This window comes from Bacillus sp. ok061 (assembly GCF_900108285.1).
Lineage (GTDB): Bacteria > Bacillota > Bacilli > Bacillales > Bacillaceae_G > Bacillus_A > Bacillus_A thuringiensis_S.
Genome location: NZ_FNUW01000056.1, coordinates 1 through 11,848 on the forward strand (window position 1 = coordinate 1; position 11,848 = coordinate 11,848).

Below are 11,848 nucleotides of genomic sequence, written 5' to 3' on the forward strand. Positions count from 1 at the left end.
GATACAACAGTCGAGACAATCCGCTCCATTTTACAAGATACGGTTAAACGTCAGTTAATTGCTGATAAACCAGTGGTATCTATGCTTTCCGGAGGTTTAGATTCCAGTGGTTTAACAGGTTTAGCAGGAAATGAATTTGGGAATAAAGGGGAACGTCTTCATACATATTCCCTGAATTTCATCAATGATGAAAAAGACTTTGAGCAAGACTTCCTTCGTTTTGATCGTGATGAACCTTGGGTGAAACGTGTGGCTGAATATGTAGGAACAAAGCATCATTCTATAGAGTTAGGATCAGATAGTTTAATAGAGTATTTATTAACTCCAATGCGAGCGCGTGATCTACCTGGAGTTGGAGAACTAGAAACGTCTCTTTATTTGCTATTTAAGGAAATGAAAAAAGACGCAACAGTTGCACTTTCAGGCGAATCCGCAGATGAAGTATTCTCAGGATATCCATGGTTCCATCAAGAGAAGTTTCTAGATGCAGAGATATTCCCTTGGAGTGTTAATTTATGGTATAGTACAGAAATTCTATCAGAAGATTTTAAAGCGAAGATTAGCCCTGAAAAATATCAAAAACAAAAATTTGAAGATGCAGTTGCTGAGGTGCCCTTCTTAGAAGGTGAAAGTGATCTGCAAATGAAGCAGCGTCAAATGTCTTACATGTTTATTACACGTTTCTTGCCATTTATGCTAGAACGAAAAGATCGCACAAGTATGATGAATGGCTTTGAAGTACGAGTTCCATTTTGCGATTACCGGCTTGTAGAATACTTATGGAATGTCCCATTCGAAATGAAAAGCATAGACAATATTGAAAAAGGTATTTTACGTAGAGCTTTTGAAAATGTACTTCCAGAGGATGTACGTTATCGTAAAAAAAGTGCATATCCAAGCACTAAGGATGCCTCTTATCTACAAGGTATTAGTGATTGGATGTTACATGTGTTGAACAATCCTGAATCACCTATTTTGCCATTAATCAATGTAGAAAGAGTTCGTGCTATTGCAGAAGGAAAAGACGAAGTAATTTCAGGTAATGATGCAAGAGGTATAATAGATTATTTACTTCAAGTTAATAGTTGGCTTCAGGAATATAATATTAAATTAGTATGGTAGATGTAATTTTCAAATAAAGAGAATAGCTGAAACATTAACGACCTAAGTAAACCGCATTTCCAATGGATTAGATAGTTATCTAATAATTGGAGATGCGGTTTTATAAAAAATAATAATATGTTTATAAATGTAAAACCTACGGAAACTTTTCCTGTGGGTTTTTTAAGTAGTTTTTACGAAATTATGAGTGTTTTTTATTTTGTATTTCAATAAGTTCATCTTGTACCATTTTTATATAATATTCTTTTTCTGTTAGTTCAAATATAAATAATGCTTTTTTCCAGTTATAAACAACATCTTCTACATTGTGTTGTTTAATCTTTAATAAACACTGACCTTTTAAATAGAATAGTTCACCTAATAGGTATAAAGTATTTAGATTAATTGCTAATTTGATGCCCCTATCAATGTATTTTATTGCCTCTTCATGTTGATATGTGAAGTCTAAACATTTTGCTAAATTGAAAATGATTTTTAATTTAATTTCTTTATCTCTAGGAAGATCTAACTTATTAAAATTAGTTAAACATCTTTTTAATATCGTAATACTTTTTTCATATTCTTTGTTTTCTCCATGAAATATAGCCATTGTCTGCATAATATGTATTTCTCTTTCTGATAAAAAATCAAAATTGGTTAAAGTTAGTTTTAATGCATGATTTAAAAGAGTTAAAGCAGTTTTTGTTGATCTATTTACCTCAAATATAGCGATTGCTTCATGCCATATTAGAAATTGTTTCTCTTCTTTTGTTTGAAAATTATTTAAGTTTTTCTCTTTTTTTACTATTTCATAAAGTTCTTTATATTGTTTTTGCTTTAAGCAATCTTTTATTACGTATTTTACATTTTCTGCATATTTTAATCTTTTGTTTTGAGTTAGTGCAAATATATGATTCGGATCAATGCCAAGTCTTTCTGATAATTGATATAACAAAATGCTAGATGGATAAATCACACCTTTTTCAATCTTGCTAATTTGACTTTGTGAACATATTCCATGACATAATTCGGATTGTGATATATTTTTTTTAATTCTAAGATCTTTAATGGTAATACCCAAATCGTAAAATTCCATTTTCCCACCTACTATTTAGCACTGTATTAGTATAAGAGTTTTCTCTAACTTTTAATGTAATGTAAAATTAATATAGTTGCAATTGTTATTTGTTTTAAAGGACTGACCGTTTCCAGGGGATGGTGAGGCTTTTATTATGTACAAAAAAAAGACACCCTAAGGTGTCTTCCTCCGACTTGAACCACGTTCATTTAGTATAAACTTATCCGTATTATCCCTTTGTTATACGTGTAAACACATCCTATAAAACAGAATCGTCTATATACACCAGATTGTTAGTTCGCAAAGTACAAGAGATTTGAGATCAGTATTAGAGTGACGCCAGACCTTCTATAATGATTGATATGTTACGCCTTTCAAAAGAATCTGCTTTATAGAATGTATCTACATTTATTATTTTACTATATGTAATATTTATTTAGTGTAATTTTTACAGATATGTATAATTGCATAAATTTTATGAAAAAATCAGACTATAATTTGGATTGTGTAATAAAGATAAGGCCCACCTACGGAAATAGGTGGGTTTTTTGTTGGGTATTACTATCTCATTGCACACAAGGGAATTGCTATTAAAACCATAGCATATTTTTATAGCTCTTATATTGAGAAATAAAGAAAAGACACCCTAAGGTGCCTTTTCTAATAGTTTTTTAGCAGAAGCAACTGCATCCAATAATGATTAAAAGTATAAAGAGTACAACAAGTAAAGCAAAGCCTCCAGCAAAACCGCAGCCTTCGCCGCAACTACCGCCATATCCCATAATAATAGTTCCTCCTTTACATAAGAGGGGAAAACTAGGGGGTATTTCATGTGTTTTAATGGGTTCACTTTACCTTATGTTTTTGTGTATGACTTGAGCAGGTCCTTTTGAAAATAAGGGAAAGATAAATTAATTTGTTTCCCTTAAACGTTGATAAATTACACATTTCCTGAAAAAACTATTTAATTGTATATATAATATTATTAATTAGTATAATGTATTAATCCTAACTGAAGAGAGGATTAGCCATGCAATTAGTTTGTTTTAAAGTAGTAAATGGACAATACTTTTCAGTTTTAGAAGGTATCGAGATTCCAGCGCCAATTCCAGCGTTTGCTGCAGCTTTATTAATTGGTTTAGGAGTAATCCCGCTTTGTTCTTAATCTAAGGAATTCCAAACAGCTCTATCTTTCAATCGATAAACCCTTAAGTATATGAATGCTTGAGGGGTTTTTTTATAATAAAAAAAGAAAAGACGCCATAAGACGTCCCCACAATTAGGTAGATAAGACTTAAGTTTTCCAATCTAAAGAAATGTTGTATCAGTTCTTTGAAAGTATATCATAATATCCAGTTGATTTATTATGCGTTATTACATACTTCTCTCAAACCTTCTAGTTTTTATTTGATAAAATAGAATCCTAATATTACTAAAAATCAAATAAATATTTCTAAAAACCAAAAATATTTATAAGGGTAACAAAAGTGCTACATTTAGGGTGCAAATTATAAAAAATATTAAAGGGGGAATAAAGCGGTATTTAAAAAAACTATTATAAACAGTAAGCAGTTATACAGGTTATATGAACCTGTATTTTGTTAAAAAAGGATATTCATTTGATTGTATTTTCTTTGACTTGGACCACCTTAATTTTTATAAGATGAATGTTGGATGCAGATCCAATAGGGACATAATGAAAGGAAATAACAAAATCGCTTTAGGTATCCTATCATGCAGTAAAATCTTATTATTTAAATGAAATATTTTGCTAGATTCAAAGGATTGAAAAACGTATTTTAAATTGTAATACCTTTGCAGAGATAATAAAGGTATTTAATTAAAGCACCTGTTAGTTAAGATGAGCTTTTCATTAGGGTAAATTCTGTAATGTAATGATACGGGGGTATTTATCTATTAAGTTTTCAGAAGGATTTAAAATTGTATATCAAAAAAATATAAACGTATATTAAGAGAACTGAACTTGAAAGTACAACTATAAAGGTGCTGGGGTTACTGAGACATTTATAACCGAAAAAACAAACTAATTAAGAACAGTGCTATCAGATACTACAATTGTACTGGATATGTTGATTAATTTTCACTTGTAATAGCTTATAGTACTAGGGAATTTGTAGGGTTTTGATGTGCAGCTGCTTCTTCTCTGTATTAACTATTAAATCAACGGGCTCCTTACTGAAGTAATGAAGAATCATCATTTGTTTATTCTGATTTCTGGAAAAGTTTTAATAGATTCATGTTGAACAAACATACTTTTTAGAAAGAGGGGAGATTATTGATGGATAATCAATTACTATATCAACAGCAAAAAAGAGAAAAGGCACTTGTGATTGGAGCTGGTATTGCAGGCTTACTTACTGCACGCGTGCTTTCCAGTTATTTTGAGACAGTGATAGTTGTTGAAAAAGATGAGTTACCTCAAAAATCATCTGAACGTCCAGGTACACCCCAAGACTTTCATCCTCATCGTGTATTACCACGTGGAGAAATAATTATGAACCGTTTCTTTCCTGGATATGTTGATGATTTATTAAATTTAGGGGCCCATAATGTCAAGAATGATAAAATGATTCGATTTTCTCCGTATGGGGCACTGGAACTAGTTATAGAACGAAAAGGTGCAGCAAGCAGTCGAGCATTGTTAGAATGGACAATCCGCCAACGTGTCCAAGAAATTCCTAATGTACATTTTTATTCAAATCAAGCGGTGACAGGCCTTTTAGCTTCGTCTGATCACAAGCGTGTTATTGGAATTAATATTCAAGAACGAGACGAATTAAAAACAAAGCGAACTGTGTTAACCGATTTGGTAGTTGACACATGTGGTCGTCAATCTAAACTCAATAAATGGCTTACATCTATGGGATATGATGTTCCAGAACCAGAACGTTTAAAGGTGAATTTTGGATATAGCACGAGATATTATAAAGTACCTTCACATATCAAAGAGAAATTGAGTGCAATTTCTGAAGGAGATCCTGCTAAAAAAGTTGGTGCTGTAGGGTTATTATATATTGAAGATAACATAGCTCAAGCGCTACTATTTGTTGCTGGAGGTACGCACTATCCACCAACCAATTCAAAAGAATATGAAAAAGAGCTGGATTCATTAGTTACCCCTATGATGAGGGAGTTAATTAAAGAGTTAGAACCAATTAGTGTCCCAAGAGGATTTAGAGCACATGAGTCAACTCGTCAACATTTTGAACAAATGGAAAATTGGCCATCTGGATTATTAGTGTTAGGCGATGCTTTTTGTAACTTTGATCCCATTTATGGGCAAGGAATGACCGTAGCCGCCATTGAAGCTGAAATGTTAGATACTTGTTTAAAAGAACATTCTACTCATAAACCTGGATTCGAACGCAAGGTGCTGAAACGTATGCAACAAGCTATTGAGCCGGCATGGTGGCTGAGTTCAATTGCAGATTTACGTTGGAAAGGTGTTGAACATGTAGGAGCCGTTCCACTAAAAGGTGTGAAATTTGCACAGAAATATTTTGATGTATATCTTAAACAAGCTATAAAGCAAGCAAATGAGGGTAATTCATCCATGCTCCAAAAATATATAATGATGAATGGGCTAGTTCATTCGCCTCATGAAATCATTAACTCAGATATGTTAAGGATGTTAATCAATGGAGATGAGTCTTCAGAAGAGAATGAACTTTTGAACGAACTTGGAGAAGTAGATAAGAGATCACTGCAAGAAAGAATACATGAATTAATCCCTTCCTTTACATTAGCTTTTGAGAATAGTATTCCAAATCTGTTCTCATCCATTTCAATTTCTAATGCCAAATGAATAAAAGAAACATTGCTCTAATTAAGGCAATGTTTCTTTTATTAGATAAGCAGTATTTAATCAACTACTTTTTCAATTGTTGGCATTATAGCGATTGGTGGTAAAGAGTAAGTCCAAGCAGCAGCGTATACGTTTAATTTTTCACCTAATTTGTAGTTTTCACCATTGGATACAGGTACTCTTAAAATTTTATTTTGGGAAACTAGCTCCCACCAATTATTCTGATAATAAAGTGCTTCTTCTTTCGTAAAAGTATCAGCAACAATTAAGTAATTATCGTCTGCTGAAATAACATAGCCCGTGAAAGGTATTTGTATTCGTACCTGTTCCTCCTTAATTGGAGAAGTGTTATTGGCAGTATCCGCAGAAGCAGGTGTTAAGCCAAAAGTAAATCCGCACCCCAATGTTAATGTTGTAATTACTGTTAATAATTTTTGTTTTTTTGAAAACATAATAGAAAGCCTCCTTAAATTTTATTACCACACCAACACCTTTCTATTCATTTAGATATAAAGCCTTTTTGTATTCAAATATTTAACAATTTTGTCATAAATAAAACAAATTTGTATGTGATATGTATTTTTTTAGAGTGATTTATGATATAATTCACTAGGTAAAGTATTTTCGTGGTTCATCTTTATATAGTTTTTTACCCTACTTACTCTGTAAAATATTATTGGTGAAGAGAGAATGTTTTCTCTCTTCTTTTTTTATTTGACGTTAATAATATCGATAATAAAGGATGTTTAATATTTTTAGGCTACTTTGTTGTTGGTAATGAGTTTTGGTACTTATAATAAAATATGGTTTGATTAAAAGATTTAGTCTTGCCGTACAGAATTTGCAAAATGTTGGTGTTCCGTCTTTATTTACATCAAATGTTAAATGTATTCCAATTTTAAATGAATTCAACATAATATTTTGTATCTATAATCCCAAAGGAAACTTTACATGGAAATGAAATTTTTCCTGCAGAAGCAGCCTGCATACAAGAAATTACCCAAGATTCCAATTCTAAAGGCAAGCGGTATACTTGAATATTACCATCACTGTTTTTTACAGTTACAATCGGTGCATTTACTCTGGTTGTAGCAAAATCGTCCGTTGTTATCATTCTTACTGCATTATTAGTGTGAAAACCAGTGTTTATAACTTCATAAATCTGTCCATCTTTCTCTTTAATAACCATAGGTATATTTAAATAGGGATAGTTTTTAATATCATTATGAATAATTGCTCCTACTGCATTCTTTCTTATTTGAGCCTCTTGCATTCTTTTATGCTCCTTTATAATGATTTAAACATGTTTACGTAAATTTATTCTATTTAACATCTATTATATTAGAAAATTGTAGTTTCATCTTATTATAAAAAGCATCCGTACATATAACAGCGCTATTTGAAGGGTCAATATCAACAACGGTAATATAACTAGTGAGTAAATAACCATCCTCATAATATGTAATCATTATTTCTTCTTCAGATACTAAGGAACATAATAGCATGTTTTCAATTCGTTCTTTTTCCTCAGTTGTTAAGATCGGACGGGTTACTTTGTTTTGTTCCTTAATCATTTCACGTATCCCATCAAATTGAGATGTTAATGCAGCGAACGGAGTCCACTTGACCATTTTTCTTCCTTTTGGCATATTAGCGTTATTCATGATTTGTGTCCCCCTATTAGTGTATTTCTGTATCTAGCTGTGGCGCTATGCGTGTAGGAAATTCCCCGTAATATACTGTTCTTCCCAAACCTTGTGCGTATTTCATCCATTACTTTTGTTAATTTTACTTCTTGTTCTCGCTGCGTTATGTTATCAAAAAGAGAAATTTGTTCTTCTCCTTCTTGAAGGAGGTTTGTTAAGGATATGTTTATGCTGCGAATGGGCTCTCCGGTATATTGTTGATGTAAAAAGTATGTACAGATCTTATAAATATCCATTGTTAGGTTAGTTGGACGACTTAAAGTATGTGTTTTTCTAAAACCACCGTTATAACTCTTGCTATAACCAACAGAAAATTGAACAGTTTGAGCAAGTTTATTTTGTCTTCTAAGCCGATAACAAACTTCTTCAATATGTTCCAGTAGAATAATCGGAAATTCTTCTATTGTGTAATCGCGCATGAGTATTTGGCTTTTTCCAACAGAAGTTGTGGCAGGAACATATTTTTCTGAAATGCGACTAAAGTCAATTCCATGGCTATGTAAATGTAATTCTTCTCCAATTTTTCCGAAGTTCTGTTTTAAGTATTTAAGAGGATAATTTGCTAAATCTCCAATAGAGTGTATTCCCTTTCTATTTAATTTCTCTTCTGTTTTATAGGATATGCCCCAAAATTTATTTAGTGGACGTATGCTCCATAATTTTGTTGGGACATCTTCATATTTCCAATAAGCAATGCCATTTTTATTCTTCTTGGCTTCAATATCTAAAGCTATTTTGCTCATTAAAGGGTTAGGGCCAATTCCTATTGTGCATTCGATCCGTGTTTTTGCATATATTTCACGTTTAAATGTCAACGCAAATTCATAGGGATTGTTAGCAAACAAATGAATACTATCCGTAATATCCATGAAGAACTCGTCGATGGAATATTGGTGAAAATCCTCAATAGGAACGTACTGCAAAGCTAACTTTGTTATGTAATTAGAGCATTTAATGTATGTACCCATAATCGGATTTACAACAAGAATGTCTTTTCTGCGAGGAATCTCGTATAATCTTGCCATCTTCTTTACACCCAATGCTTGTAATGGTGGAGTGGCAGCTAGAACGATTGAACCATTTCTATTTACATCACCGACTACTGCCAATTTTGTATACATAGGATCTAACCCCATTTTGATGCAACTTACAGAAGCGTAAAAGCTACGTAAATCAACACATAAGATGATTCTATTCGGTAAGATAGAATAGTCATACACTTTTATTCCTCCCTAAATCAAAAGAACGTTTGTTCTCATTATATACGAACTTGTGTTCTTTTATAAAGAGGTTTTGTTTAAAAATAATTTTTTTCAGATAATCTCTTTGTGGGAGCAGCGTTCTAACAACAATCAGTAATAGGGGGCGTGACATATGTCCATCAAGCTAAAATTTTAACATACCCAAAAAAAGAAAATTTTTATTTCTTTACACCAATTTATGAGAAATCATTTTTTCGTTTTTAGGATAATGAATTCCTTAACTTGATGGCAATGACCTCACATTAAAGTGTATGGTCTATTTCTAGTTATTAATATATTAAATTTAATAAATATAAATTAAAGCATAGGTGTATGATAAACGTATGTAATATCCTTCATCCTGTCCATAAATGTGCCCTGGATTTATTAGTATTTTTTTGCTAAAACTATACTAAATAAAGGCCGCAATAAAATTAAAGGTAAAACAAACGGAATATTCAGAATTGTATATATCAACTTATTTAAAGGTTAATCTAATGTAATACCATGATACCATGGTTTTATATTAGATATAGATAATTTTGGAAAAGGGGAAGATTCTATGAATGTTCAACTAGAAAATGAACAAATAACAAAATTATTAAACGACTGGTATCAATCCATGTTAAAACAACAATTAGTTAAAGCAAAACAATTAAAAGAGTATATAGACAATGAAATTAACAATGTCAAAGAAAATCAAAGCGTACTCTTATATTATTCTTTATTAGATTTTAGATACAAAGCATTAACAGATTGGATAAGTATTAACGAAAGCAGTTTTGATGAAATGGATAATTTCACAACTCCAGCAGATGACTTTCTAGCTTATTATTATCACTTCTTTAAAGCATTCCATTCTACTTTAACATCCAATTACACTGAAGCAAGTGAACACTATGAAAAAGCTAAAGAACTATTAATACACATTCCTGATCCAATAGAACATGCTGAATTTAATTATCGAATGGGATATTTTTATTATCAAATCTATAAACAAGTAATAGCTCTTGATTATATAAAATTAGCTAAAGAAGAATTTTTAAAACATGAAGGTTATGAAATAAATGTAGCACTATGTGACAATTTTATAGGTCTGTGTTGTATTGATTTAAAACATTTCGAATTAGCTGAGGAGTCATTTAATAAGGCACTAGACACATTCCAAAAAAATAACCATAAAAATTCTATCCTTATGGTAAGACATAATTTAGCTTGGTTATATTCAAAACAAAATTTATCTAAACTCGCGATTCGTCATGTATCTGAAGTAACAAAGAACAATCCAAACCATTTCAAAGCATTTTTCGTAGAAGCATATGAATACTATAAGATAAATGACCATAATTACAGCGATCAACTAATTCAAAAAGGATTAAAACTTAGTAACGATTTTAACAATCAAGAATTCCAACATCGTTTTAAAATTTTAAAAGCCCTCAACAATAATGTTCCTACATTAACTTTAGAAATATTTATTTCAGAAGGTATTACTTATTTCAAACAAGAAAAACTATGGGAATGCGTAAAAGAATATGCTGATATCTTAGCTCTAAAGTTTTATGAAGAAAATAACCATAACAAAGCAAGTCAATATTTTTACATGAGCAATACAGCTCAAAAAAATGAATTAGAAAAAGGAGCGTTAAAATAATGAAAAAAATCTATCTAACTATACTTGGAATATCTTTAATTAGTATCCTATCGTTAGGGTTAAACGACTCTTTTAAAAATCAAGCTGTAAATATAGGAGACGGTGGAGGTGCACCAGCAAGACCAGATTATTTATTACAAACACACGCTGACTTATAAGAAAAAAACACCTTCATTCTTGAAGGTGTTTTTTTATAATTTGATTTTTAAATAAATGAAAAATGGAATATATCAAAGCTCTCTAAGTTAACAACATATTACAATCATTATAAAAATATTAAAAATTTTAATTTTTTGTTCTATTATGGAAATGGTGAAAATGTAGGGGCTTTAGACCTAAATTCAAAAGATGGAAAACTTAATCAGATGAAATTATTCACTGATGGAAAAAGTGAATCAATCTTAAAAGAAAACAATGCAAAAGCAGGTTACTGGGAAGATGTTCAACGTTGTATTAAAAACAACTGGAAAACTATGCCTCAATGGGCTAAATGGGCTTACGAAGGTGCATGTGGTGGTTGTCTTGGATGTCTAGCTGGTTACGCAATTGGTTGCGCTGCTAGTCAAATATAAAAAGAAGGGTGTGATTCCTCAAATGGAAATGTCTAAAGGAATACTGTTTTATAGACTAACATTGATTATTGCTTGTTTGGCAGTAGTTGCCTTCACATATCCATCTGAATTCTCTAAATTCGCATTAATCGCAGGTATTGTTGGTATTTTTATCATTTTAGCCAAGAAGACTCCTTCCTCAAGGAGCGTGAAGGGTCACAGTTCAGTGAGTAGGTGGGAGATGAATTGGGTTCGAACAAGGGATGGCAGGAAGCCATCTTAATTGTTCGACATATAGAAAGTGTTACTCCACTACCTATCGAATATACGTTTGGTGTATAATAGTCATATACCGAAATGGAGGTGAATCAAATAATGATGAATAAAGCCTATAAGTTTCGTATCTATCCAAATCAGGCACAAGCAATTCTAATCAACAAAACGATTGGATGTTCTCGCTTTGTATTCAATCATTTCCTATCCTTATGGGATCAAGCATACAAAGAGACAGGAAAAGGCTTGACCTATGGTACATGCTCTGCCAAACTACCTGCCATGAAGAAAGAGCTTGTTTGGCTAAAAGAAGTGGATAGTATTGCGATTCAGTCGTCTGTTCGCAACCTTGCGGATGCTTATACACGCTTTTTCAAAAAACAAAACAGCGCACCGCGCTTTAAATCTAAGAAGAACA

At 31.7% G+C, this 11,848-nt stretch carries 13 protein-coding genes; 7 read left to right on the top strand and 6 right to left on the bottom strand.

Going from position 1 to position 11,848, the window contains the following annotated elements; genetic code table 11:
- On the top strand, window positions 1-1,122 hold a 1,122-nt coding region (locus C4S65_RS32790), incomplete at its 5' end, for an asparagine synthase C-terminal domain-containing protein (protein WP_142391617.1).
- Between the two features lie 181 nt (window positions 1,123-1,303).
- Here the strand turns inward: C4S65_RS32790 and C4S65_RS32795 are convergent.
- Complete coding sequence (locus C4S65_RS32795; protein ID WP_103945885.1) at window positions 1,304-2,197, bottom strand: helix-turn-helix domain-containing protein; 894 nt, start codon at window positions 2,195-2,197, stop codon at window positions 1,304-1,306.
- A gap of 653 nt (window positions 2,198-2,850) precedes the next feature.
- Complete coding sequence (locus C4S65_RS32800) at window positions 2,851-2,961, bottom strand: YjcZ family sporulation protein (protein WP_000540371.1); 111 nt, start codon at window positions 2,959-2,961, stop codon at window positions 2,851-2,853.
- 248 nt (window positions 2,962-3,209) lie between these two features.
- Here C4S65_RS32800 and C4S65_RS35585 point away from each other — a divergent pair, with 248 nt between their 5' ends.
- The gene (locus C4S65_RS35585) at window positions 3,210-3,344 is read left to right on the top strand and encodes a hypothetical protein (RefSeq protein ID WP_001177697.1); all 135 of its coding nucleotides are present in this window, start codon (window positions 3,210-3,212) and stop codon (window positions 3,342-3,344) included.
- Between the two features lie 1,134 nt (window positions 3,345-4,478).
- Entirely contained in the window at window positions 4,479-6,005 is a 1,527-nt protein-coding gene (locus C4S65_RS32805; protein WP_103945886.1) for an FAD dependent oxidoreductase, read from the top strand.
- A 56-nt stretch (window positions 6,006-6,061) separates the two neighbouring features.
- On the opposite strand, the gene C4S65_RS32810 is transcribed toward C4S65_RS32805, so the two are convergent.
- The 4 genes from C4S65_RS32810 to C4S65_RS32825 form a co-directional block, all read right to left on the bottom strand.
- Window positions 6,062-6,457, bottom strand: a complete 396-nt coding sequence (locus C4S65_RS32810; RefSeq protein ID WP_000491765.1) for a DUF3221 domain-containing protein — start codon at window positions 6,455-6,457, stop codon at window positions 6,062-6,064.
- 446 nt (window positions 6,458-6,903) lie between these two features.
- Window positions 6,904-7,278 (bottom strand): hypothetical protein, encoded by a 375-nt coding sequence (locus C4S65_RS32815; RefSeq protein WP_001154606.1) that lies wholly within the window; start codon window positions 7,276-7,278, stop codon window positions 6,904-6,906.
- 49 nt (window positions 7,279-7,327) lie between these two features.
- Complete coding sequence (locus C4S65_RS32820; RefSeq protein ID WP_001057820.1) at window positions 7,328-7,669, bottom strand: YolD-like family protein; 342 nt, start codon at window positions 7,667-7,669, stop codon at window positions 7,328-7,330.
- Window positions 7,666-8,931, bottom strand: a complete 1,266-nt coding sequence (locus C4S65_RS32825) for a Y-family DNA polymerase (protein ID WP_000272584.1) — start codon at window positions 8,929-8,931, stop codon at window positions 7,666-7,668. The genes C4S65_RS32820 and C4S65_RS32825 overlap by 4 nt, the downstream gene beginning before the upstream one ends.
- A 583-nt stretch (window positions 8,932-9,514) precedes the next feature.
- On the opposite strand from C4S65_RS32825, the gene C4S65_RS32830 reads away from it, so the two are divergent.
- From C4S65_RS32830 to C4S65_RS32850, 4 genes are all read left to right on the top strand, one after another.
- Window positions 9,515-10,606: a RapH N-terminal domain-containing protein gene (locus tag C4S65_RS32830; RefSeq protein WP_001102652.1), complete on the top strand. Its 1,092-nt coding sequence runs from the start codon at window positions 9,515-9,517 to the stop codon at window positions 10,604-10,606.
- Window positions 10,606-10,764 carry a Phr family secreted Rap phosphatase inhibitor gene (locus C4S65_RS32835; protein ID WP_000725639.1) on the top strand — a complete coding sequence of 53 codons (159 nt, stop codon included), beginning with the start codon at window positions 10,606-10,608 and terminating at the stop codon, window positions 10,762-10,764. Before C4S65_RS32830 ends, C4S65_RS32835 begins: the two co-directional genes overlap by 1 nt.
- Window positions 10,765-10,971: 207 nt before the next feature.
- Window positions 10,972-11,178: a hypothetical protein gene (locus C4S65_RS32840; protein WP_223285862.1), complete on the top strand. Its 207-nt coding sequence runs from the start codon at window positions 10,972-10,974 to the stop codon at window positions 11,176-11,178.
- Window positions 11,179-11,532: 354 nt separating this feature from the next.
- Window positions 11,533-11,848: helix-turn-helix domain-containing protein (locus C4S65_RS32850; RefSeq protein WP_142391618.1), on the top strand; the 316-nt coding region annotated here is incomplete at its 3' end.

Coding starts and splice junctions, on each gene's coding strand:
- C4S65_RS32795 (WP_103945885.1), bottom strand. CDS start 2,197: ATGGAATTTTACGATTTGGGTATTACCATTAAAGATCTTAGAATTAAA.
- C4S65_RS32800 (WP_000540371.1), bottom strand. CDS start 2,961: ATGGGATATGGCGGTAGTTGCGGCGAAGGCTGCGGTTTTGCTGGAGGC.
- C4S65_RS35585 (WP_001177697.1), top strand. CDS start 3,210: ATGCAATTAGTTTGTTTTAAAGTAGTAAATGGACAATACTTTTCAGTT.
- C4S65_RS32805 (WP_103945886.1), top strand. CDS start 4,479: ATGGATAATCAATTACTATATCAACAGCAAAAAAGAGAAAAGGCACTT.
- C4S65_RS32810 (WP_000491765.1), bottom strand. CDS start 6,457: ATGTTTTCAAAAAAACAAAAATTATTAACAGTAATTACAACATTAACA.
- C4S65_RS32815 (WP_001154606.1), bottom strand. CDS start 7,278: ATGCAAGAGGCTCAAATAAGAAAGAATGCAGTAGGAGCAATTATTCAT.
- C4S65_RS32820 (WP_001057820.1), bottom strand. CDS start 7,669: ATGAATAACGCTAATATGCCAAAAGGAAGAAAAATGGTCAAGTGGACT.
- C4S65_RS32830 (WP_001102652.1), top strand. CDS start 9,515: ATGAATGTTCAACTAGAAAATGAACAAATAACAAAATTATTAAACGAC.
- C4S65_RS32835 (WP_000725639.1), top strand. CDS start 10,606: ATGAAAAAAATCTATCTAACTATACTTGGAATATCTTTAATTAGTATC.
- C4S65_RS32840 (WP_223285862.1), top strand. CDS start 10,972: ATGAAATTATTCACTGATGGAAAAAGTGAATCAATCTTAAAAGAAAAC.